This is a genomic window from Streptomyces sp. SAS_281 (assembly GCF_052542855.1).
The window spans coordinates 1-23,357 of the sequence record NZ_JBMNDO010000022.1 but is presented as its reverse complement, the minus strand read 5'-3'; the positions used below and the strand labels follow the sequence as shown (position 1 = coordinate 23,357).

The following is a 23,357-nucleotide window of genomic DNA, read 5'->3' as shown; positions in this document are numbered from 1 at the left end:
GCACCGGTGGGGGCGGTGTCGTGTCCGGCCCGTTCAGGCGCCCGCGCGCACCGGCTTCGGGAGCGGCTTGCCGTACCAGAGCTCGATCAGCCGTGCGGCGATCGAGATGCCGAACGGGGGCAGGATCTCGCCCGACTCGAAGGCGGTGGTCAGCTCCTCGCGGGAGAACCAGCGCGCCTCCTCGATCTCCTCGCCGTCCACGTTGATGTCGAACGTCGAGGCGCGCGCCATGAAGCCCAGCATCAGGCTGGACGGGAACGGCCAGGGCTGGCTGGCGACGTACTCGACCTCGCCGACCGTGATGCCGGCCTCCTCGAAGACCTCGCGGGCCACGGACTGCTCGATCGACTCGCCCGGCTCCACGAACCCGGCGAGTGTGGAGAAGCGCCCCTCGGGCCAGTGCACCTGGCGGCCGAGCAGGGCCCGGTCCTGGTCGTCGGTGACGAGCATGATGACCGCCGGGTCGGTGCGCGGGTAGTGCTCGGCGCCGCACGCCGGGCAGCGGCGGATGTGGCCGGCCGCCGCGATCACCGTGCGCTCGCCGCACCGGGAGCAGAAGCGGTGCAGCCGCTGCCAGTTCTCCAGGGCCACCGCGTGCACCATCAGGGCGGCGTCGCGCGGGCCGAGCAGCAGGCCCGCCTCGCGCAGTCCCGCCGGGCGGGCCGACTGGTCCATGCGGCCCGGCAGGGTGTCCTTCTGGAGGGCGAAGTAGCTGACCCCGTCCGCGTCGGTGCCGAGGAAGTAGCGGTGGGTCTCGGTGACGGGGGCCTCGAAGGCGGGCGTCATCACGAGTTCGGTGCCGTCGTCGGTGTCGTCGATCAGCACCTGGCCCCCGGAGACGACGAAGACCCGGGTCGTCGGGTGGCTCCACGCGGCGGACAGCCACGCCTCGTCGAGGCGGTGGTGCGCCGCGCGGTCGATGCCGCTCGGCGCGGTCAGACCGATGGGCCGGTCTGCGGTGGCGTTGTCGAAGGTGCTCACAGGTGCTTCCTACTCCCCCGGGATGGATCGGGCGTTCAGAGAATTCAGCGGAGGGCGGCCGCCAGGTCGCTCCAGAGATGGGCGGCGGTCTCGACTCCCTTGAACAGAAGGTCCAGCTCGACCTTCTCGTCGGGGGCGTGCCAGCCGTCGGACGGTACGGAGATGCCGAGGAAGAGGACCGGCGCGCCGAGCACGTCCTGGAGGTCGGCGGCGGGCCCCGATCCCCCTTCGCGGGTGAAGAGGACCTTCTGGCCGAACGCCCGGCCCATGGCGCGGGCCACGGCCTGGAGCGCCGGGTGGTCCAGGGGCGTCAGGCAGGGCCGGGTGGCGGGAAGGAAGGTGATCCGGTGGCTGATCCCGGCCGGGACACGGGCCTCGGCCCAGGTCCGTACGGCCTTCTCGATGTGGTCCGGGTCCTGGCCCGCCACCAGCCGGAAGCTGATCTTCACGCGCGCTGACGCGGGGATGATCGTCTTGCTGCCGGCGCCCTGGTAGCCGCCGCCGATGCCGTTGACCTCGGCGGTCGGGCGGGCCCAGATCCGCTCCAGCGTCGAATACCCGGCCTCTCCGGAGGCGGCCCGGGACTTGGCGGTGTGCAGCCAGTCGGCCTCGTCGAAGGGCAGCTCGGCGAAGAGCGCGCGTTCGGTGGCGGTGAGCTCGGCCACGCCGTCGTAGAAGCCGGGGACCGCGACCTTCCCGTCCGCGTCGTGCAGGGCGGCGACGAGGCGGGCGATCTCGGTGGCCGGGTTGGGGACGGCGCCGCCGAAGGAGCCGGAGTGGATGTCCTGCCCGGGTCCGTGGAACTCGATCTCGCACTCGGCGAGGCCGCGCATCCCGGTGCACACGGTCGGCGTGGTCTCGTTCCACATGCCGGTGTCCGAGACGATCACCGCGTCGGCGGCGAGGCGGCCGGCACGGCGCTCGACCAGGTCGCGGAAGTGCGGGGAGCCGGACTCCTCCTCGCCCTCCACGATCAGCTTGAGGTGCACGGCGGGGGTGGTGCGGCCGGTGGCGGCGAGGTGGGCCCGGACGCCGAGGGTGTGGAAGAACACCTGCCCCTTGTCGTCGGCCGCGCCGCGTCCGTACATCCGGCCGTCGCGGATCACCGGCTCGAACGGCTCGCTGCTCCAGCCGTCCTCGCGGGCGGCGGGCTGGACGTCGTGGTGTCCGTACACCAGGACCGTGGGCGCCGCCGGGTCGTCGGAGGGCCACTCGGCGAAGACGGCGGGTGCGCCGTCGGTCTCCCAGACCTCGGTGACCGGGAATCCGGTCTCCTTCAGCTTGGCCGACAGCCACTCGGCGCTGCGCCGTACGTCGCCCCCGTGCTCCGGCTGAGCGGACACGGAGGGGATGCGCAGCCACTCGGCGAGATCGTCGAGGAAGGCCGCGCGGTGCTGCTCGGTGTACGTGCGGACGGCGCTGTCCGGGGTGTCGCTCATGGCCTTCAGCCTATCCGTCCGCCGGAGGTGGCTCGTCCAGGAGGATGCGCTCCAGCTCCCGGCGGCCCGGCAGCGAGGCCGGGCGGACGGCCTCGCCGCTGCGGACGAAGAGGAAGGTGGCCGTGACGTCGGTGAGCGGCAGTCCGTGCAGCTCGGCCCAGGCCAGCCGGTAGACGGCGAGCTGGAGCGGGTCGGCGGTGTGGGTGCGGCCGGTCTTCCAGTCCACGATCTCGTACGTGTCCCCCGTGCGGTACACGGCGTCGATACGGCCCCGGATGATCCGGCCGGCCAGGGTGATCTGGAACGGCGTCTCCACCCGGTACGGGGTGCGGCGGGCGTACGGGGTGCGCTCGAAGGCTTCCTTCAGGTCGGCGAGGTCGCGCTCGTCGGCGATGTCGGTGTCGCCGTCGTCGCCGCCGGGCAGTTCGTCGGGGCCGAGCATGGGCAGCGGCAGCTCCTCGAACCGGGACTCCACCCAGGCGTGGAAGCGGGTGCCCCGGCGGGCGGCGGGCTGCGGCGGGCGGGGCATGGGCCGGGCCAGCTCCCGGGCGAAGGCGTCCGGGTCGTCGGCGAGGCGCAGCAGCTGGGTGGCGGAGAGCGAGGCGGGGACGAGGACGTCGCGCACGGTGGCGCGGGCCCGGCGCAGCTCCCCGGCCAGCGCGTCGAGGTCCCGGTCCCAGGAGGCGAGGGTGCGCGTCTCCTCGGGGGTGAGGCGGGCGGGTGTGCGGGGGGCCGGGACGTCCGGCGCGTCGGCCGGGACGTCCGGGGGCTCCGGCCGGGACAGCAGCTCCATCACGGTGCCGGCGGCGGCCCTGCGGCGGGCCAGGGCGGTGTCGTCCAGCGGGAGCGGCCAGGCGTGGTCGGCGGACGCCTCGGGCAGGGCCGGGTTCTCGTCGGTCTCCGCCGGGGCGTCGGCCCACACCTCGATCTCGCCGTACCCGGCGGCGCAGTGCTCGTACAGCGCGTGCAGGAAGGGGGACGGGCCGCGCGGCTTCTTCTGGGTGGGGCCCCACCAGTGGCCGGAGCCGAGCAGCAGCGTGCGGGGGCGCGTGAAGGTGACGTAGCCGAGGCGCAGCTCCTCCGTGTGCTGGTGCTCCTTCATCTCCTCCTTGAAGCCCTTGAGGCCCTTGGCGTCGTAGCCGCGGAGGGCGGGCAGGGTGGCGGTGTCACCGCGCAGGGCGTGTGGGAGGACCTTGGCCTGGGAGGTCCAGGCGTCCCGCGACTGGCCGCTGGGGAACTGGCCGGTGACCAGTCCGGGCACGGCGACGACGTCCCACTCCAGGCCCTTGGACTTGTGGGCGGTGAGGACCTTGACGGTGTTCTCGCCGCCGGGCAGCGCGTTGTCCAGGCCCTTCTCGTACTGGACGGCGGTGCGCAGGAAGCCGAGGAAGGCGAGGAGCGTGGCCTCGCCGTCGACGGCGGCGAAGCGGGCGGCGACGTCGAGGAAGTTGCCCAGGGTCTCGCGGCGGCGGGCGGCCAGGGCCTGCGGGGAGGCGGAGAGCTCGACCTCCAGGCCGGTGGTGGCGAGGACGCGGTGCAGGACGTCCATCAGGGGATCGGCGAGCGAGCGGCGCAGGTCGCGCAGTTCGGCGGCGAGGCGGGCGAAGCGGACGCGGGCCTCGGCGGAGAACGGCAGCCGGTCGTCCTCCTCGCCGCCCGCGTCCAGGAAGGTGTCGAGGGCGTCGGCGAGGGAGATCACCTCGGCCGGGTCGATCCCCTCGACGGCTTCGGCGAGCCTGCGGTCGGGGTCGTGGTCGTCGTCGCCGTGGGCGGCGCGGTGCACCAGGAGGCGGGCCCGGCGGCCGAGCAGGGCCAGGTCGCGGGGGCCGATCCGCCAGCGGGGGCCGGTGAGGAGGCGGACGAGGGAGGCGTTGGCGCCCGGGTCCTGGAGGACTTCGCAGACGGCCACGAGGTCCGCGACCTCGGGGAGGTGGAGCAGCCCGGAGAGGCCGACGACCTCGACCGGGATGTCGCGGGCGACCAGCGCGGCCTGGATCTCCGGGAAGTCACCGGCGGTGCGGCACAGGACGGCGATCTCGCCGGGCGCCTTGCCGGTGCGCACGAGGTGGGCGATCGAGTCCGCGAGCCAGGCGATCTCCTCGGTGTGCGTGGGCAGCAGGGCGCAGCGGACGAGGCCGTCGCGCTCGGCGCCGGGGGCGGGGCGCAGCGCCTCGACGCCCTCGTGCATGGCGCGCAGGGGCGCGGCGAGCCCGTTGGCGAGGTGGAGGAGGCGCCCGCCGCTGCGGCGGTTCTCGCTGAGGGCGTAGCGGGTGGCGGGGGTGCCGTCGGCGTGCGGGAAGTGGTCCGGGAAGTCGTCCAGGTTGGCGACGGAGGCGCCGCGCCAGCCGTAGATGGCCTGGCAGGGGTCGCCGACGGCGGTGACGGCGTGCCCGGTCGGCTCACCGGTGCCGGGGCCGCTGCCGAAGAGCGCGGAGAGCAGGAGGCGCTGGGCGACGGAGGTGTCCTGGTATTCGTCGAGCAGGACGACCCGGTATTCGTCGCGGAGGATCGCGCCGACCTCGGGGCGGGTGAGGGCCAGCTCGGCGGAGAGGGCGATCTGGTCGCCGAAGTCGAGGAGGTCGCGGCTCCGCTTCGCGTCGCGGTAGCGCCGGGTCAGCGCGAGCAGTTCGCGGCGGGCCTCGGCGGTCGCGGGGATCCTGCGGAGCTCTTCGTTGCTGAGCTTCGCGGTCTCCAGCGCGCTCAGCAGTTCGGTGTCGTACGCGTCGAGCTGTTCGGGGCGTACGAGGTGTTCGGCCAGCTCGGCGTCGAGGGCCAGCAGGTCACTGACCAGGGTGGGGAAGGACCTGGTCAGGGCGGGGTAGGGGCCGGGGGCCTCGCGCAGCACGCGGGCGGCGAGCTGGTAGCGGGTGGCGTCGGCGAGGAGGCGGGTGCCCGGTTCGAGTCCGATGCGCAGTCCGTGCTCGGTCAGCAGCCGCCCCGCGAAGGCGTGGTAGGTGGAGATGCCGGGTTCGCCCGGGGGGTTGTCCGGGTCGATCACGTCCGGATCGGTGATGCCCGCGGCGACGAGTGCCTTGCGTACGCGCTCGGCGAGCTCACCGGCCGCCTTGTTGGTGAAGGTGAGCCCGAGGACCTGCTCGGGGGCGACCTGGCCGGTGCCGACCAGCCAGACCACGCGGGCGGCCATCACCGTGGTCTTGCCCGACCCGGCTCCGGCCACGATCACCTGCGGGGCGGGCGGCGCGGTGATGCAGGCCGTCTGCTCCGGGGTGAAGGGGATGCCCAGCAGCTCCTTGAGCTGCTCGGGATCGGTGAGGCGCGGGGACACTCCACAGAGGCTAACCGGCGCCACCGACAAGCGGTGACGTCGCGACGGCGGCTGTGGTCACCGCCTCCCGGTGGCGCTCGTCACACCCGAGCGGGTCTAAATTGTCTGCTTGTCGCACCAACAGCCTTACGAGGACGGTCATATGAGCGCCGACGCACCAGCCCCCGACGCCGCCGAGCTGAGGAAGCGCATCGACACGACGAAGGCGCACCCCGCGCGGGTCTACGACGTCTTCCTCGGCGGCAAGGACAACTACCCGGCCGACCGCGAGGCCGCGGCCATGGCGCTGGCCGCCAATCCGCGCGGCTACCTCACCGTGCGGCACAACCGGGACTTCATGCGGCGGGCGGTGACCCTCGCCGCGAACGACGGCATCCGGCAGTTCCTGGACGTCGGCACCGGACTGCCGACGCAGGCGAACGTGCACCAGATCGCCCAGGCCGTCGCGCCCGAGTCGCGCGTGGTCTACGTGGACAACGACCCGGTGGTCCTGGTCCACGCACAGGCCCTCCTCACCAGCGGTCCCGAAGGCCGCACCGACTACATCGAGGCGGATCTGCGCGACCCCGGCCCCATCCTGGAGGCCGCCCGCCGCACGCTGGACCTCGACCGCCCGGTCGCCCTGGTCCTCGCGGCCGTGACCCACTTCATCGAGGACGAGACGGCCTACCCGGTCGTGAAGCGGCTGATGGACGCGCTCGTCCCCGGCAGCTTCCTCGTCCTGAGCAATGTCGGCTCGGACCTCAATCCGGAGCAGGTCGGCAGCATCACCAAGGGGTTCAAGGAGCGCGGCTTCGCCATGGTGCGCCGGTCGTACGCCCAGATGGAACGGTTCGTCACCGACAACGGCCTGGAACTCCTCGACCCCGGCATCGTCCCCGTGCACCGCTGGCGCCCCGAGCGGGTCGTCGACCTGCCGGAGGCCCACAACCCGGACCCCGACTTCGTGGCGGGCCTGGACGAGCTGGACCGTACGCGCTACCAGGACATCAACGACGTCACGGACGCCGACGTCAGCGTCTACGGCCTGGTGGCCCGCAAGCACTGATCCCCGGGGCTACTCCAGGACGTGCCGGCCCTCCGGCTGCGCGCTGCACGACGCCCTGAACGAGCAGTGGCCGCAGTGCTGGCCGGTCGTCGGCGTGAACCGCTCGTCCAGGACCCGGCCCGCGGCGGTCGCCAGCAGGTCGGAGACCCACTCCCCGTCCGGCGGCGCCTGCGCCTGCACCTTGGGCACGGCGTCGCCGCCCTCCTTCTTGGGGGCCGCCTGACGCAGTTGTACGAGTTCGGCGCCGCCCGGCTCCGGCCGCGTACCCCCGAAGGCGTCGTCGACCGCGCCTTCCCGTACCGCCAGCTGGTAGACGGCGAGCTGGGGGTGACGGTGGACCTCGTCCTTCGTCGGGGACTGCTTGCCGGTCTTGAAGTCGACCACGTAGGCCCGGCCCTCGGCGTCCCGTTCGACGCGGTCCATGGAGCCCCGGATGCGCACCTCGTACTCCCCCGCCTCCAGCGTCACGTCGAAGTCGTGCTCACTGGCGACGGGGGTGCGGCCTGCCCGGTCCATGACGTGCCAGCGCAGGAAGCGTTCGAGGGCGGCGCGGGCCTGCTCCTTCTCCTGGCGCGACTTCCAGGGGGCGTCGAAGACGAGACCGTCCCAGACCGAGTCGAGCCGTTCCATGAGGACGGCCAGGTCGGCGGGCGTACGGCCGGAGGCCACCTCGTCGGCCAGGACGTGGACGACGTTCCCGAAGCCCTGGGCGGCGGTCGCGGGCGCGTCGGCCTTCACCTCGCGGCCCAGGAACCACTGGAGGGCGCAGGTGTGGGCGAGCTGGTCGAGCGCGCTGCCGGAGAGGGTGACGGGCTGGTCCCGGTCGCGCAGCGGCACGGCCGAGCGGGTCGGCTCGTACAGGCCCCACCAGCGGTACGGGTGCGCGGCCGGTACGAGCGGCTGGCCGTCGTCGTCGGTGAGCGCCGCGAGGCGGGCGAGGCGGCGGGCGGCCTCCTCGCGCAGCGCGTCGGAGGCGGCCGGGTCGACGGTGGTGGCGCGCAGCTCGGCGACGAGCGCGGCGACGGACAGCGGGCGGCGCGGGCGGCCGGTGACGTCCCGGGGTTCGACGCCCAGCTCGGCGAGGAAGCGGGAGGGCTGGTCGCCGTCGTCGGCGGGGGCCTTGACCGCCGTGACGACCAGGCGGTCGCGGGCGCGGGTCGCCGCCACGTAGAACAGCCGCCGCTCCTCCGCGAGGAGGGCGCCGGGCGTCAGCGGTTCGGCGAGTCCGTCGCGGCCGATCCGGTCCGCTTCGAGGAGCGAGCCCCGGCGGCGCAGGCTCGGCCAGAGCCCTTCCTGGACGCCCGCGACGACGACGAGGCGCCACTCCAGGCCCTTGGAGCGGTGGGCGGTCATCAGCCGGACGGCGTCGGGGCGGACCGCGCGGCGGGAGAGGGTGTCGGCCGCGATGTCCTGGGCGTCGACCTCCTCCAGGAAGTTGAGCGCGCCCCGGCCGCCGGTGCGTTCCTCCGCGCGGGCGGCGGTCTCGAACAGCGCGCACACCGCGTCGAGGTCGCGGTCCGCGTTGCGCCCCGCGGTTCCCCCGCGCAGGGCCGCCCGCTCCAGCCGGCCCGGCCACGGGGTGCCGGACCACAGCGCCCACAGGGCCTCCTCGGCGGTGCCGCCCGCCTCCAGGAGCTCGCGGGCGGTGCGCAGGAGCGTGCCGAGCCGCTGGGCGCCCCGGGCGTACGACGGGTCGTGCGTCACCAGGCGCTCCGGCTCGGCGAGCGCCCGGGCCAGCAGTTCACCGGAGGGCGCGGGCACCTTGTTGCCGGCGGCGCGCTCCTCGTCCCGCAGGGCGCGGCCGAGGCGGCGCAGGTCGGCGGCGTCCATCGCGCCGAGGGGCGAGGCGAGCAGGGTCAGCGCGGTCTCGGTGCCGAGCCAGGGCGCCGCCCCGTCTTCCGGTGCCGTGCCCCGCACCGCCGCCTCCGCCACCGAGCGCAGCGCCGTCAGCAGCGGGCCCACCGCCGGTTCGTGGCGCAGGGCGAGGTCGTCGCCGTCGACCTCCAGGGGGACGCCCGCCGAGGTCAGGGCCCGGCGCAGGGAGGGCAGCGTGCGCCCGCCGGCCCGGACGAGCACCGCCATCTCCGACCACGGGACCCCGTCCTCCAGGTGCGCCCGGCGCAGCAGGTCCGCGATGTTCTCCAGCTCCGTGGAGGCGGTCGGGTAGGTGTACGCCTCGACGCTGCCGCCCTCGCGGACCGCGCCCAGTTCGCGGTGCGCGCGGACCTTCGCCGACGGCAGCCGGGTGAGCGGCATCCGCCGGGTGAGCAGCCGGGTGGCGGCGAGCAGCCGGTCGCCGGAGCGGCGCGAGGTGGTGAGGACGCCGACCGGGGCCGGGGCGCCGTCGGCGCGCCGGAACATCTCCGGGAAGTCGAGGATGCCGTTGACGTCGGCGCCCCGGAACGCGTAGATCGACTGGTCCGGGTCACCGAAGGCGATCAGGTCGCGCCCGCCGCCGCCCCCCGGGGCGCTCCCCCGGTTGCCGGCCAGCGCGTGCAGCAGCCGTACCTGGGCGGGGTCCGTGTCCTGGTACTCGTCCACGAGGACCGCGTCGTACGCCCCGGCCAGCTGGGCCGACACCTCGGGGCGCTCCGCGAGCAGCACCGCGCGGTGCACCAGCTCCGCGTAGTCCAGCACGCCCTGGGCGTCGAGCACGTCGAGGTATTCGGCGAGGAAGCGGGCGGCGGCGCCCCAGTCGGGCCGGCCGGTGCGCCGGGCGAAGGCGGCGAGGGCGTCCGGGCCGAGGCCCAGTTCACGGCTGCGGGCGAGCACCGCGCGCACCTCGTCGGCGAAGCCGCGCGTGGTCAGGCAGGCGCGCAGCTCGTCGGGCCAGCTGATGTGCGGGCGCCCCTCCTTCTCCAGTTCGAGCTGGCCGGCCAGGAGGTCGCGGACGGTCACGTCCTGCTCGGGCCCGGACAGCAGTCGCAGCGGGTTGGCGAAGAGGTCGGCGTCCTGGTGGGCGCGGACCAGGGCGTAGCAGAAGGAGTGGAAGGTGGTGGCCTGCGGCCCCCGGGCGGCGCCGAGCCGGGCGGCCATCCGGTCCCGCAGTTCGACGGCGGCCTTGCGGCTGAAGGTGAGGACCAGGAGGCGCGCCGGGTCGGCGCCCCGGGCGATGCGCGCGGCGACGGCTTCGACGAGCGTCGTCGTCTTGCCCGTACCGGGCCCGGCGAGGACCAGGAGCGGACCGCCGGGGTGGTCAACCACCGCGCGCTGTGCCGCGTCCAGGAGAGGGGGCTCCACCGAACCCGGCAGGGTGCGCACCAGCCGGTACGGACCCGTGGTCCCCGGCCGTGCGTGACGGTGAGGACTGTGCCGGGTGGTGGAGGAGGTGCTCACGTGGGTTCGCCGGTCCTGGTGGGTGTACGGGTGAGGCAGCGGCGTCCGCCGCGAACTGAAGACGCTACTCCGGCGCGCCCCCCGAATGCGGCGGGACGGCTGCGGGGATCGTCACGTTCTTCCGGCCGCGCCCCGCGCGCACCGTACGGACGCGGATCCGCCCGATCCGCCGCCCCATGGCCGAAGCTGTCAGGTGTGAGTTCCCCCACCGCCGCCGCCCGTCACGCCGTCCCATCGCGCGCGCCGCATGTCCAGGCGCGGGAGGTGGCCCTCCGCGCTCGCCGGGGCCTCGCGCAGCGGGGTGTCCTCCGCCCGGTAGTGGTCCAGGGCGCGCAGCTCGTGGCCGGGCAGCAGCCTGCCGTCGGAGCGCACCACGCGCCACCACGGCACCGCGCTCCCGTACAGCGCCATGACCCGGCCGACCTGGCGCGGGCCGCCCTCGTCCAGCCACTCCGCGACGTCGCCGTAGGTCATGACGCGGCCGGGCGGAATCAGGTCGGCGACGTCGAGCACGCGCTCCGCGTACTCCGGCAGCGCGTCGCCCGTGGGGTGTTCGCTCATCCGACCCATCCTGCCGCACACCACCGACAGCGCGGGCCTCGCGGGCCGGCCCGTGTCCGTGCGCACACGCAGCGTGCGCACGGCGGGAAAGGAGCGTATGTTGCGCATCGCACGCCCCCGCATCGCACCCTGATGCCCCCTTGCGTCCATCGGCCGTGCCACCATCATGCGGGCGGTGACCGGTGATACGAGAACACGAAGACCAATCAGAGGCGACGAAGGAGCAGGGCGTGCAGCCACCGAAGGCGGCCGACGACGCCTCCGATGCGGAGCCGCGTCCGGACAGGGCCCGGGAGCCGGGCACGGACGCGGAGGCCCCTGCCGGATCGACCCTCGTCGGCTCCGACGGGTCGCAGGCCGAGCGCGTCTCCGGTGACGAACCGCTGCTGCCCGCCCGTGTGCACCGCCCCTCCGACCTGCTGCGCCTGCTCATCGGGGTGCTGGCGGTCATCGTGCTGTTCTCCGTCGCCGCCTTCGCCCACGGCACGACCACGGGCCTCGAAGAGGACATCAACAAGGGCACGGGCCAGGCCCCCGACCTGCTGATCAAGCTCGCCGGACTGGTCTCCAGCATCGCCGTGCTGCTCGTCCCGGTCGCCTTCGCCATCGAGCGGCTGATCAAACGCGACGGGCTCCGGATCGCCGACGGGGTGCTGGCCGCGGTGCTGGCGCACGGGGTGACGCTCGCCGCGGACCTGTGGGTCGCCAAGTCCGCCTCCGGCACCATCCGGGACGCGCTGACCCAGCCGCAGCCCGGCGACGCGCTCACCGATCCGGTGCACGGCTACCTCGCCCCCGTGATCGCGTACATGACCGCGGTGGGCATGGCGAGACGGCCGCGCTGGCGGGTCGTGCTGTGGGTGGTGCTGCTGCTCGACGCCTTCGCGATGCTGGTCGGCGGCTACACGACCCCGTTCTCCATCGTGCTCACGGTGCTGATCGGCTGGACGGTCGCGTACGGCACGCTGTACACGGTCGGCTCACCGAACGTCCGCCCGACGGGCCAGCACCTGATGGCCGGTCTGCGGCACGTCGGCTTCCGGCCGGTCACCGCGATGCGCGCCGAGGAGGCTCCCGACTCCGGCGACCAGAGCGACCGGGGGCGCCGCTATCTGGTGTCCCTGGAGGACGGGCCACCGCTCGACGTGACCGTCGTGGACCGCGAGCAGCAGGCCCAGGGGTTCTTCTACCGGGTGTGGCGCAGGCTCACCCTGCGCGGCATCACCCAGCGGCGGTCCATCCAGTCGCTGCGCCAGGCGCTGGAGCAGGAGGCGCTGCTCGCGTACGCGGCGATCGCCGCCGGCGCCAACGCGCCCAAGCTCATCGCCACGTCCGAGCTCGGACCGGACGCCGTGATGCTGGTCTACGAGCACATCGGCGGGCGGTCCCTGGACGCCCTGGCGGACACCGAGATCACCGACGATCTGGTGCGCGGGGCGTGGGAGCAGGTCAAGGCCCTCCAGTCGCGCCGGATCGCGCACCGCAGACTCACGGGCGACGCCATACTGGTGGATCGTTTCGGCAAGGTGTTCGTCACCGACCTGCGCGGCGGCGAGATCGCGGCCGGCGACCTGGTCCTGCGGATGGACGTCGCGCAGCTGCTCACCACCACCGGGCTGCGGGTGGGCCCGGAGCGGGCCGTGGCCGCCGCGCTCGCCGTGCTCGGCCCCGACGCGGTCGCCGACTGCCTGCCCCTCCTCCAGCCGATCGCGCTCAGCCGCTCCACCCGGGCGCAGCTGCGCCGGCTCGCCCGGGAACGCTCGCAGCGCGAGCGCGAGGCCGTTCTCGAAGCGTCGGACGCGGCCAAGCGCGCCCGGGCCGAGGACGCGGAGCTGTCCAGGAGCGGGGACCGCAGGAACGCCCGCAAGTCGCTGCGCACCGAGAAGCAGGCCGAGAAGCGGGCCATGGACGACGCCCTCGAAGAGGTGCGCGAGGAGGACCTGCTCTCCCAGATGCGCCGGGAGGTCCTGCTGATCCGGCCGCAGGCGCCGGTCGAGCCCGTCCGCCTGGAACGCATCAAGCCGCGCACCCTGATCAGCTTCATCGCCGGTGCCATCGCCGCGTACTTCCTGATCTCTCAGGTCACCGAGGCCGACTTCGGGGCGGTCGTGGAGCAGGCGGAATGGGGCTGGGTGGCCGCCGCGCTCGGCTTCTCGGCGCTGAGTTACGTGGCCGCCGCGATGAGCCTGCTGGGCTTCGTGCCCGAGCGGGTGTCGTTCGGGCGGACCGTCCTCGCGCAGGTCGCCGGATCGTTCGTGAAGATCGTGGCGCCGGCGGCGGTCGGCGGGGTGGCGCTGAACACCCGGTTCCTCCAGCGCTCCGGGGTGCGGCCCGGCCTCGCGGTGGCCAGCGTCGGCGCCTCCCAGCTCTTCGGCCTGGGCTGCCACATCCTGCTGCTGGGCGCCTTCGGCTATCTGACCGGCACCGAGAAGACGCCGTCCTCGCTCACTCCGTCCAGGACCGTGATCGCCGGGCTGCTGACGGTCGCCGTGCTGGTCCTCGTGGTCACCGCCATCCCGTTCCTGCGGAAGTTCGTGGTGACCCGGGTCCGGTCGCTGTTCGCCGGGGTCGTCCCCCGCATGCTCGACGTGGTGCAGCGTCCGCAGAAGCTGCTCACCGGGATCGGCGGGATGCTGCTGCTGACCGGTGTCTTCGTGATGTGTCTGGACGCCTCGGTCCGGGCCTTCAGCGGACCGGACACCCCGCACCTCAGCTACGCGAGCATCGCGGTCGTCTTCCTCGCCGGCAACGCGCTCGGCTCGGCGGCGCCGACGCCGGGCGGCATGGGTGCCGTCGAGGGCGCGCTGACGCTGGGTCTGATCGCGGTCGGGCTGCCGAAGGAGGTCGCCGCCCCGGCCGTGCTGCTGTTCCGGCTGATGACCCTGTGGCTGCCGGTCCTTCCCGGCTGGCTGTGCTTCAACCACCTCACGCGCAAGGGGCAGCTCTGAAGGCGCCCGGACGCTGACGGGGGGCCACGTGCCCTAGGTGCACGGGCCACCCACTTGGACCGGCACCCCGTGCGCGGGCTCCGGTGCCACCGCAGCATGGAGCGATGAGGACCTCCCCTGCCCTGCGCGCCGCGGCCCTCGCCGCCACCGTGACCGTGCTGCTCCCCCTCGCCGGCTGTGCGGACGGCGGTGAGCGGGAACCCGCCGGCCCGACGAGCCAGGGCCGCGCGGCGAACGCCGCCACCGGCAGCCCGTCGTCCGGCCTCGCCTCCCAGAAGCTGAGCTGGAAGAAGTGCCCCGCGCCCTCCCAGGCCCAGGGCGGCGGAAACCCGCCTTCCCCGCTGCCCGGCGGGGCGAACTGGGAGTGCGCCTCCATGAAGGCCCCCCTCGATTACGCGAAGCCGGACGGCGCCACCATCGAGCTGGCGCTCATCCGTGCGAAGGCGATCAGCCCGAAGAAGCGGATCGGCTCGCTCATCTTCAACTTCGGCGGCCCCGGCGGCTCGGGCGTCGCCACCCTGCCCGCATTCGGTACGGCGTACGACAAGCTGCGCGCGCGGTACGACCTGGTGAGCTTCGACCCGCGCGGAGTGGGGAACAGCGACGGCGTCGAGTGCGAGACCGACAAACAGCTGGACGCCCGCTACCAGGAGGACGGCACCCCGGACGACGCGGCGGAGGAGAAGGCGTTCGTCCAGGACACCAAGAGGTTCGCCGCCGCCTGCGAGAACCGGTCCGGTGAGCAGCTTCCGTACGTCGGCACCACCAACGCCGCCCGCGATATGGACCTGATGCGCCAGGTGCTCGGCGACGACAAGCTGTACTACTTCGGCATCTCGTACGGCACCGAGCTGGGCGGCGTCTACGCGCACCTGTTCCCCGAGAAGGTCGGCCGGGCGGTCCTGGACGCGGTGGTCGACCCCACCGAGGACGCCGAGCAGTCCTCGCTGAGCCAGGCCAAGGGCTTCCAGCTCGCCCTGGACAACTTCACGAAGGACTGCGCGGACCGCGGTGACGCCTGCAAGCTGCCCGGGTCCGACGCCGGGGAGATCGAGAAGGGCATCTCCTCCCTGCTGGACCAGCTGGAGAAGAAGCCCATCACGGGCATCGGCGCCCGCAAGCTGACCGAGACCCAGGCGACCACCGGCATCGCGGCGGCCCTCTACTCCAAGGAGACCTGGCCGCTGCTGGAACAGGGTGTGGACGAGGCCGACGGCGGGAACGGCTCCCTGCTCCTGGCGCTCGCCGACTCCCTCAACGGCCGCTCCGACGACGGGCGGTACGACAACTCCGCCGCCGCCTACTCCGCGATCAGCTGCGCCGACTCGCGCGAGCGGTTCACGCTGGAGCAGACGAAGGCGAAGCTCCCCGAATTCCGCGACGCCTCGCCGGTCTTCGGCGACTACCTGGGCTGGGGCCTCATGGGCTGCACCGACTGGCCGGTCAAGGGCACCTGGAAGACCCCCGACGTCAGCGCCCCCGGCTCCGCCCCCGTCCTGGTCATCGGCAACACCGGCGACCCGGCGACCCCGTACGAGGGCGCCAAGGCGATGGCCGAGGAGCTGGGCGAGGGCGTCGGTGTGGAGATGACGTACAAGGGCCAGGGGCACGGCGCGTACAACAGCGGGGACACCTGCGTGCAGAAGGCGGTCGGCGGCTACCTGCTCGACGGCAAGGTCCCGGAGGCCGGCACGGTCTGCGGCTGAGCCCTGCGAGGCGCCCCCTACGATGGGCGAACTGCCGTACGGGCAGCGCTCGACGGGGAGGTAACGCACACGTGGTCGCACACGCACGGGCCGGATCACTGGCCGCCGCCGCACTGCTGCTGACGGGGGTGCTCGCGGGCTGCGAGGACGGTACGGACGACAAGCCGGGCCGGCGCGCGGACGGCTCCACCGCCTCGTCGCCCGGCCCGCTCGCCTCGCAGCACCTGGACTGGACCCGTTGCGAGGCTCCCGAGGACGGTGAGGCGCCGGGCTCCGAGTGGCGCTGCGCGACCGTGCAGGTTCCGCTGGACTACGCGAAGTCGAAGGGCGGCACGATCGGCATCGCCCTGATCCGCAAGGAGGCCACGGACACGTCCAAGCGCCTGGGCTCGATGCTCTTCAACTTCGGTGGACCGGGCGGCTCCGGCGTCTCGATACTGCCGCGCGCCGCCGCCGGGTACGCCACTCTCAACTCCCGCTACGACCTGGTGGGCTTCGACCCGCGCGGGGTGGCGCGGAGCGCCGGGGTGCGGTGCCGCGACGACAAGGCGCAGGAGAAGGCGTACCGGAATGTGGACATGACGCCGGACACGGCGGCCGAGGAGACGGCCTTCATGGCGGACGGCGCCGACTTCGGGGCCGGCTGCGCACGCCTGTCCGGCAAGGTCCTCCCGTACGTCGGCACGACGAACGCCGCCCGCGACATGGACCTGATCCGCCAGGTCCTCGGGGACGAGAAGCTGACGTACTTCGGCATGTCGTACGGCACCGAGCTGGGCGGCACGTACGCCCACCTCTTCCCGGCGAAGGTGGGGCGCACGGTCCTCGACGCGGTCGTCGACCCGACCGCGGACGCCACCGGACACGCCCGCAACCAGGCGACCGGCTTCCAGCGGGCGCTGGAGAACTACTTCAAGGACCGCGGCGAGGACCCGGAGGCGGGCACCCGGCGGGTCACGGCGCTGCTGAAGCGGCTCGACGCGGATCCGCTGCCGACCGGCACGGACCGCGAGCTCAACCAGTCGCTGGCGATCACCGGCATCGTGCTCCCCCTCTACTCGAAGGACGACTGGCCCACTCTCACGCGGGCCCTGGAAGAGGCCGAGGACGGCAGCGGCGCCACGCTGCTCCAGCTCGCCGACTCGTACAACGGCCGGGACGAGAACGGCCACTACGACACCCAGAACCACTCGCAGCGGGCCATCTCCTGTGCGGACGGCAAGGCCCGGCCCACGGCGGCCGAGGCGAAGGCGCTGCTGCCCGAGTTCGAGAAGCTGTCCCCCGTCTTCGGCCCGTTCCTGGCCTGGGATACGGCGGGCTGGTGCTCCGGCTGGCCGGTGAAGGGCGAGCACGACGACCCGGAGGCGAGCGCTCCGGGCGCCGGTCCGATCCTGGTCGTCGGGACGACGGGCGACCCGGCCACGCCGTACGAGGGCGCCCGCCGGATGGCGGACGAGCTGGGCGAGGGCGTCGGCGTGCTGCTCTCCAACGAGGGCGAGGGGCACGGCGCGTACGGCGGCAGCAGCTGTGTGACGTCGACCGTGGACTCGTACTTCCTGGACGGGAAGGTCCCGGCGGACGGCAAGACCTGCTCGTAACCACGCCACGAACGCCGAAGGGGCCGGCCCGCGTGATGCGGACCGGCCCCTTCGGAGCGTTCTAGTAGACCGGCTTCTCGGGCTCGATCTGGTTGACCCAGCCGATCACGCCGCCGCCCAGGTGGACCGCGTCGGCGAAGCCCGCCGACTTGAGGACCGCGAGGACTTCCGCACTGCGGACACCCGTCTTGCAGTTCAGGACGATGCGCCTGTCCTGCGGGAGGTCCTGGAGGGCGTTGCCCATCAGGAACTCGTTCTTCGGGACCAGCCGGGAGCCCGGGATCGAGACGATCTCGTACTCGTTCGGCTCGCGGACGTCGATGATCTCGATCTTCTCGTCGGCGTCGATCCACTCCTTGAGCTGCTTCGGAGTGATGGTCGAACCGGCCGCCGCCTCCTGGGCCTCCTCCGACACGACGCCGCAGAACGCCTCGTAGTCGATGAGCTCGGTGACGGTGGGGTTCTCGCCGCAGACCGCGCAGTCGGGGTCCTTGCGCACCTTGACCTGGCGGTACTGCATCTCCAGGGCGTCGTAGATCATCAGCCGGCCGACCAGCGGGTCGCCGATGCCGGCGAGCAGCTTGATGGCCTCGTTGACCTGGATCGAGCCGATGGAGGCGCAGAGCACGCCGAGGACGCCGCCCTCGGCGCAGGACGGAACCATGCCCGGCGGGGGCGGCTCCGGGTAGAGGCAGCGGTAGCAGGGACCGTGCTCGGACCAGAACACGGACGCCTGGCCGTCGAAGCGGTAGATCGAGCCCCAGACGTAGGGCTTGTTCAGCAGGACCGCGGCGTCGTTGACGAGATAGCGGGTGGCGAAGTTGTCCGTGCCGTCCACGATCAGGTCGTACTGGGAGAAGATGTCCATCACGTTCTCGGCTTCCAGCCGCTCTTCGTGAAGGACCACGTTGACCAGGGGGTTGATGCCCTGGACGGTCTCCTTGGCCGACTGGGCCTTGGACTTGCCGATGTCACCCTGGCTGTGGATGACCTGGCGCTGCAGGTTCGACTCGTCTACCTCGTCGAACTCCACGATGCCGAGCGTGCCGACACCGGCGGCGGCCATGTACATCAGGGCCGGCGAACCGAGGCCGCCGGCGCCGACACAGAGCACCTTCGCGTTCTTCAGCCGCTTCTGCCCGTCCATCCCGACATCCGGGATGATCAGGTGGCGGGAGTACCTGCGGACCTCGTCGACGGTGAGCTCAGCAGCTGGCTCGACCAGGGGTGGCAGCGACACAGGAACCTCAACAATGCAGGTGGTCGGTTTCTACGTACTTCGACTACGTACGGTTGTTCTTCCCGTAACACTGCCACGCCCCTCCTCATTCCGAGATACCAGGTCCGATCCGCGAGACGATTTCGTCCCAGTACCTGGGCAGTGCCGCGAATGGATCGCTTTGTCCGCACCCGTTCCCCGGACCGGACCGTCCGCCGCGGTCGGTGAAGAAGATCGTTCCGGCGCCCTGCCAGCGGGCGATGCGCATCGCCTCCTCCAGATGCGTGCGCGGAACACCGTGCACGAAGTGCGCGAAGCGGCCGGGCGGGTAGGCGGCGGTCCACTCCGCCACCTGCGACCAGCGGTAGTCGCTCCACGCGCCCCGGAACGTGACGAGCTGGTCGCCGGTCTCGGCGTACCCGGGATACGGGTGGGTGTCGTGCCCCAGCACGAGGTGGCCGTCGTCCCTCCCGAGGAACGCCCGCAGGGTGCCGGCGAGACGGCGGACGGCGGGGAGTTCGGCTCGGCCGGCCGGGCAGCGGTCGAGGTAGAAGCCGTCCACCCGGTACCAGTCCAGGTAGGACCGCGCGTCGGCGAGCAGTTCCCCGAACGGGCGGGTGCCGTCGGCGAGGTCGAGCTGTCCGAGCAGCCTGCCGCCGGACGCCCGTACGGCGTCGAGCGGGTCCCCTTCGCGCAGCGCGCGGGCGCGGGCGTTGCGGAGCCGTCCGGCCGCCTCCAGGCAGTGCGGGTCGGGCCTGCTGCCGGGGCCGTTGTCGATGTTGAGGACCGCCCAGTGCAGCGGGGTGCCGGGGCGGGTCAGCTCGGCCCACTCGGCGGGGGCGAGCAGCGGGTGGGCGTAGCCGGGGACGCCGAAGCCGATCCGGTCGGCGCCGCTGGTGCGCCGGGCGGTGCCGGTGCTCGTCAGATACGGCACGCCGCCTCCATCCAGATGTCGGCGAGCGACTCCTCCAGGTTGATCCGGGGGCGCCAGCCGAGCCGGTCCCGCGCGGTGCGGACGTCGGCCTGCTGCCAGGCGCCGCAGCCGTCCGGGTACGGGGACGGGGTGGCCGAGAGGTGTTCGATGACCGACTCGGTGGAGGTGCGGGGGGCGCCGATGGGGAGGCGGGCGGGGGGCGTGTCCAGTTCGTGGAGCGCTCCGGCGTATCCGGCGACCTTGGCGAGGACGGCCGCCGCGTCGCGCAGCCGGACGGCCCGGCCGGTGCCGATGTTGACGACGCCCTGGGCGGCGGAGAGCGAGGCGGCGTGCACGGCCCGCGCCACATCGCGTACGTCCACGAAGTCCCGCTGCACGCCGAGGCCGCTGAGCTTGAGTTCGCCGTCCCCCGCCTGCATGGTGCGGCGCATCGCCTCGGCGAGCCGGCCGAGCGGGGAACCGGCCGGGGTGCCGGGGCCGACCGGTGAGAAGACCCGCAGGACCACCGCGTCGAGGCCGGAGCCGAGGACGAGCTCGGTGGCCGCGAGCTTGCTGACGCCGTACGGGCCGCCGGGGCGCGGGATGGCGTCCTCGGCGGTGGAGGACCCGGGCTGGGAGGGCCCGTACTCCGACGCGCAGCCGACCTGGACCAGGCGGGCGGTGCAGCGGCTGCGCCGCATCGCCTCGCAGACGGTGGCGACGGCGACGGTGTTGTGCCGGGTGAGGTCGCGCGCGCCGCCCCGGGTCGCGCCGGCGCAGTTGACGACGACCCCGGGGTGGACGGCGTCCAGGAAGCGGGTGAGCGCTCCGGGGCTGCCGGTGGCGAGGTCGAACCGCACGTCGGCGTCGTCACCGCGGCCGAGTGCCGTGAGGTGGACGGCGGGGTCGGCGAGCAGCCGGTCGGCCACGAACCGGCCGATGAATCCGTTGGCTCCGAGCAGCAGCACCCTCATCGCGCACCGCCCCGGCCTGAGGGCCGACGGCGGGCTGCCGGTGCGGGGGATTGGCGGGTCATGTCGGTGTCTCCTTGAGGGCTGTTCCGTACGTCTCGGTGCGCACGGTTCGGGTGGTGACGGCCCGCGGCGTCGGCTCCGCGGGGGGCTCGGGGGGCCGCCTCAGGGGGCGGCGTGGGCGGATGCCCGGGAGAGGGCGATGACGGCGGTGATCAGCAGGCCGAGCGCGGCGGTGCCGCAGGCCAGTACGGGCACGACCCCGGCGCCCGCCGCCTCGATGAGGGCGTCGACGGGGCGGGCGACCGCGTGCAGCCCGGGCAGCCGCCCGGTCAGGATCAGGGCGGGGGCCGCGGCCTCCATGGCGCAGGCGGCGGCGAGTCCGGTGGCGGCGGGTTCGGGGAAGCCGTGGACGGTCAGGAGCCGGGCCAGCAGGAGCAGGGCCCCGAGGGCGGCGGCCCCGGCCGGTGAACCGCCGGTACCGAATCCCAGGCGGGCCAGGTACAGCAGCACGGCGAGGGCGCAGACGAAGAGCGCGACGACGCCGAACAGCGGAGGGCGCACGCCCGCCCCGAACTCATCCAGCGCCTGGCTGCCGTGCAGCCGGCGGTGCGCGGCCAGGGCGAAGAGGTGCACGCACCAGGCGGCCGGGGCCACCGCGACGGCAAGCCCCAGCAGGGGCGCCGGGGTCGGCGTCCAGGGGCCCTCGGGGCCGCCGCTGATGACCTGGTGGAGCAAGTCGTCGCCGTACAGGACGTAACCGAGCAGCCAGCAGGCGCAGAGCGCGGCGGTGCCGGAGGACCCTGCACCGTGCCGGGCGCTGAGCGGGCCGGTGCGCAGGGCGAGGGCGAGGCCGGTGAGCGAGAGGAGGGCCCCGGCGGAGCCGATGGCGAGCCGGGCGTCGCCGCCGAGCACCCCGTCGGTCAGCCCGAGCACGACGAGCGTCGCCAGGCAGGCAGCGCCGGGCAGCAGGGCGCGCAGGGACCAGTCGGTGCGCGTGGTGACGTCGCGCGCCGGGGCGGGGCCCTTCGCCACGGGCTCCGCCGCGACCGCCGGGATCCGGGCGAAGAGCTCCTCGGCGAGCGAGAACACGTCCCGGTGCCGGTAGCGGGCGGCGGTGCGGTCGGTGACGCCGTGGGCCTCCAGACCGGCGGCGATCTCCAGCGGGTCGACGGCCCGTTCGCACAGTTCCCGGTGGCGGTGCATGAGCGCCCGCACCGGGTCGGCGGTCCCCCGCCGCCCGACGACGGTCTTGCGCGGGGCGGGGTGCGCGTGCGCCACTTCGGGGGCGCGGGCGGGCGCGCCCCCGACTCCGGCGTCGGGCGCCGAGGCGGCGTCCCCCTGGTGCCCCTCGCGGCTCATCGTCGTTCCTCCGTGGTGCTGTTCGCCCGGCGCCGGGGCGGGCGGGCCGGCCGTCTCATGGCTACGCATCGCCGCTCCCCGCGCCCGCCCAGCTGGGGGTGCGGCCGGCGGGTTCCCGACCGGGCGCTTCCGGCCAGTGGCCCAGGACATGGGCCTCCGGCGGGGTGGCGAAGGGGCGCGGGCCGTCCTGGCCGGCCGGGCGAGGCCTCTCGCGTACCGGTGCCCGCGCGATCAGCTCCAGGTAGATGCCGTCGAAGGCGGCCAGATTCTGTTCGACGCCGAAGAGTTCGAGCGCCCGGGCTCGCGCCGCCGCACCCAGGCGTGCACGGCGCTCCGGGTCGCGCAGGAGCGCGAGGCAGGCGTCCGCGAGCGCCCGGGGGTTGCGCGGTGGGACCACGAGACCCGTACCGCCGACGACCTCGACCACCGCGCCGACGTCCGTCGAGACCGTGGCCCGGCCGCAGAACATCGCCTCGACCAGGCTGATCGGGAAGCCCTCGACCACGCTGGAGAGCACCACGACACCGCCCGCCGCGTACGCCTGGGCCAGCTCCGGGGCCTCGGGCCCGCCCGTCTCCTCGAAGGCGACGGCGTCCTCCCCGGGGAAGAGCTCGTCGGCCAGCGTGCGGCAGCGGGCCAGGTAGGCGGCGCCCGCCGGGCCGGGGGCGGGGGCACCGATGATCCGCAGCCGGACGTCCGGCTCGGCCAGGCGCACCTCGGCGAAGGCGCGCAGGAGCCCGACCAGGTCCTTGGCGGGCTCGATGCGGCCGACCCAGACGAGTGTGTCGGGCCCGCCGCCGTCCTCGCTCTCGCCGAGCGCGGCGAACCGGGCCGCGTCCATGCCGGGGTACACGGTCCGCACCTTCGCGGGGTCGGCGCCGCAGCGCTCCTGCCAGCGGCGGGCGTGGGTGTTGCCGGGGGTGATGAGCGCGGCCTGCCGGTACACCTCGGTGGCGAGCCGTCCGTGCAGGTTCGCCAGGAGGGCGCGCACCGGCGCGCTGACCGGCGCACCGCCCGACGCGAGGTAGTGCGCCCGCACCCGCACGGAGTGCTCGGTGACCAGCAGCGGCACTCCGAAGAAGCGTTTGGCCAGCAGACCCGGCAGAGCGGCGGCACCGCCCGCCGTCGCGTGGCAGAGGTCCACGGCACCGAGGCCGTCCTCCTCGTACCAGTCGAGCGAGAGGGGACGCAGCACCCGGTCCAGCTCGGCGGTGAAGGAGAGCAGGTCGGTGACGGTGGCGCTCTGCACGGTGCGTCCGGTACCGGGCGCGCGGCAGGCGGCCTCCAGGACGCGCACGGCCGTCTCCGAGCGCAGGGCGGCGGGCAGTCCGCCGTGTTCCCAGGCGAGGTCGGCGAGTCCGTAGAGCCCGCGGGTGAAGCGCTCGTCCGCGAGCCGCGCTTCGGCGTCGCCCTCCGCGGGGCCGCCCGCCTCCGTGCCCGTACGGCTTCGCTCGCTGCCCGCGGCGGTGCAGACGGAGGCCGCGAGGTCCGCGAAGTGCGCGGTGAAGCGCCGCCGTTCACGCCGGGCGTACATCCGCGCGCCCCCACCGGTCAGCAGCCGGGCCAACGGCCCCCGGGGGGCGTGCAGGCCGAGGGTGTCCTCGTCGGCGGTCCACAGGGGCGCGGTGCGCACGCCGGCGACCTGGGGCGGGAGCCGGACCCGGCCGGCCGCCTCCTGTTCGGCGGAACGGCTGAGTGCGAAGAGGTCGAACTCGTGCTCTGCGAGCCCGCGTACGAGCCGGTCGCACCAGAGCCTGGACTCACCGGTCGCGTACGGATAACCACCGTCGGTGAGCAGTCCGATCCGCACGAGCGCACCCCCGATCTCCCTGATGAGCGGCCGCCGTTCCTTCGGCGACTCGCGGCGGGACGACCGTAAGCGGATACGCCGGTGGGGGGGGGGGGGGGGGGGGGGGGGGGGGGGGGGGGGGGGGGGGGGGGGGGGGGGGGGGGGGGGGGGGGGGGGGGGGGGGGGGGGGGGGGGGGGGG

The 23,357-nt window shown here is 74.0% G+C and carries 14 protein-coding genes; 4 read left to right on the top strand and 10 right to left on the bottom strand.

From position 1 onward, the window contains the following. Positions 1-33: 33 nt before the first annotated feature. Genes nudC through ACN6LM_RS10995 form a run of 3 tightly spaced genes read right to left on the bottom strand, consistent with a single transcriptional unit; the run spans position 34 to position 5,706 of the window. Positions 34-981, bottom strand: coding sequence for an NAD(+) diphosphatase (nudC, locus tag ACN6LM_RS11005; RefSeq protein WP_445065146.1), 948 nt, complete (start codon positions 979-981; stop codon positions 34-36). A 44-nt stretch (positions 982-1,025) separates the two neighbouring features. After that, the gene (locus tag ACN6LM_RS11000; protein ID WP_445065145.1) at positions 1,026-2,420 is read right to left on the bottom strand and encodes a dipeptidase; all 1,395 of its coding nucleotides are present in this window, start codon (positions 2,418-2,420) and stop codon (positions 1,026-1,028) included. A gap of 10 nt (positions 2,421-2,430) precedes the next feature. After that, entirely contained in the window at positions 2,431-5,706 is a 3,276-nt protein-coding gene (locus ACN6LM_RS10995; protein WP_445065144.1) for a UvrD-helicase domain-containing protein, read from the bottom strand. Between the two features lie 142 nt (positions 5,707-5,848). On the opposite strand from ACN6LM_RS10995, the gene ACN6LM_RS10990 reads away from it, so the two are divergent. Next, on the top strand, positions 5,849-6,754 hold the full coding sequence (locus tag ACN6LM_RS10990; RefSeq protein ID WP_445065143.1) for an SAM-dependent methyltransferase: 906 nt from the start codon (positions 5,849-5,851) through the stop codon (positions 6,752-6,754). Positions 6,755-6,763: 9 nt separating this feature from the next. On the opposite strand, the gene ACN6LM_RS10985 is transcribed toward ACN6LM_RS10990, so the two are convergent. After that, on the bottom strand, positions 6,764-10,090 hold the full coding sequence (locus ACN6LM_RS10985; RefSeq protein WP_445065142.1) for an ATP-dependent helicase: 3,327 nt from the start codon (positions 10,088-10,090) through the stop codon (positions 6,764-6,766). A 189-nt stretch (positions 10,091-10,279) separates the two neighbouring features. Continuing rightward, complete coding sequence (locus ACN6LM_RS10980) at positions 10,280-10,651, bottom strand: MGMT family protein (RefSeq protein WP_445065141.1); 372 nt, start codon at positions 10,649-10,651, stop codon at positions 10,280-10,282. Between the two features lie 230 nt (positions 10,652-10,881). Between ACN6LM_RS10980 and ACN6LM_RS10975 the strand changes: the two genes are divergently transcribed. The 3 genes from ACN6LM_RS10975 to ACN6LM_RS10965 all read left to right on the top strand — a co-directional run bounded on the left by ACN6LM_RS10975 (position 10,882) and on the right by ACN6LM_RS10965 (position 16,903). Then, positions 10,882-13,599, top strand: a complete 2,718-nt coding sequence (locus ACN6LM_RS10975) for a lysylphosphatidylglycerol synthase domain-containing protein (protein ID WP_445065140.1) — start codon at positions 10,882-10,884, stop codon at positions 13,597-13,599. A 104-nt stretch (positions 13,600-13,703) separates the two neighbouring features. Then, on the top strand, positions 13,704-15,305 hold the full coding sequence (locus ACN6LM_RS10970) for an alpha/beta hydrolase (RefSeq protein ID WP_445065139.1): 1,602 nt from the start codon (positions 13,704-13,706) through the stop codon (positions 15,303-15,305). Positions 15,306-15,376: 71 nt separating this feature from the next. Next, on the top strand, positions 15,377-16,903 hold the full coding sequence (locus tag ACN6LM_RS10965; protein WP_445065138.1) for an alpha/beta hydrolase: 1,527 nt from the start codon (positions 15,377-15,379) through the stop codon (positions 16,901-16,903). Positions 16,904-16,964: 61 nt separating this feature from the next. On the opposite strand, the gene moeZ is transcribed toward ACN6LM_RS10965, so the two are convergent. From moeZ to ACN6LM_RS10940, 5 genes are all read right to left on the bottom strand, one after another. Beyond that, the gene (moeZ, locus tag ACN6LM_RS10960) at positions 16,965-18,143 is read right to left on the bottom strand and encodes an adenylyltransferase/sulfurtransferase MoeZ (protein ID WP_445065137.1); all 1,179 of its coding nucleotides are present in this window, start codon (positions 18,141-18,143) and stop codon (positions 16,965-16,967) included. A gap of 85 nt (positions 18,144-18,228) precedes the next feature. Then, positions 18,229-19,056, bottom strand: coding sequence for a spherulation-specific family 4 protein (locus ACN6LM_RS10955; RefSeq protein ID WP_445065136.1), 828 nt, complete (start codon positions 19,054-19,056; stop codon positions 18,229-18,231). Further along, entirely contained in the window at positions 19,044-20,009 is a 966-nt protein-coding gene (locus ACN6LM_RS10950) for an NAD-dependent epimerase/dehydratase family protein (protein ID WP_073964087.1), read from the bottom strand. Before ACN6LM_RS10950 ends, ACN6LM_RS10955 begins: the two co-directional genes overlap by 13 nt. 162 nt (positions 20,010-20,171) lie before the next feature. Continuing rightward, complete coding sequence (locus tag ACN6LM_RS10945; protein WP_445065184.1) at positions 20,172-21,368, bottom strand: hypothetical protein; 1,197 nt, start codon at positions 21,366-21,368, stop codon at positions 20,172-20,174. A 61-nt stretch (positions 21,369-21,429) separates the two neighbouring features. Continuing rightward, the gene (locus tag ACN6LM_RS10940; RefSeq protein ID WP_445065135.1) at positions 21,430-23,178 is read right to left on the bottom strand and encodes a glycosyltransferase; all 1,749 of its coding nucleotides are present in this window, start codon (positions 23,176-23,178) and stop codon (positions 21,430-21,432) included. Between the last annotated feature and the right edge of the window lie 179 nt (positions 23,179-23,357).

What these genes read in the sequence shown, in the direction of transcription:
- ACN6LM_RS10990 (WP_445065143.1), top strand. Translation starts at nt 5,849, where the DNA reads ATGAGCGCCGACGCACCAGCCCCCGACGCCGCCGAGCTGAGGAAGCGC.
- ACN6LM_RS11000 (WP_445065145.1), bottom strand. Translation starts at nt 2,420, where the DNA reads ATGAGCGACACCCCGGACAGCGCCGTCCGCACGTACACCGAGCAGCAC.
- ACN6LM_RS10970 (WP_445065139.1), top strand. Translation starts at nt 13,704, where the DNA reads ATGAGGACCTCCCCTGCCCTGCGCGCCGCGGCCCTCGCCGCCACCGTG.
- ACN6LM_RS10950 (WP_073964087.1), bottom strand. Translation starts at nt 20,009, where the DNA reads ATGAGGGTGCTGCTGCTCGGAGCCAACGGATTCATCGGCCGGTTCGTG.
- ACN6LM_RS10980 (WP_445065141.1), bottom strand. Translation starts at nt 10,651, where the DNA reads ATGAGCGAACACCCCACGGGCGACGCGCTGCCGGAGTACGCGGAGCGC.
- ACN6LM_RS10945 (WP_445065184.1), bottom strand. Translation starts at nt 21,368, where the DNA reads ATGAGCCGCGAGGGGCACCAGGGGGACGCCGCCTCGGCGCCCGACGCC.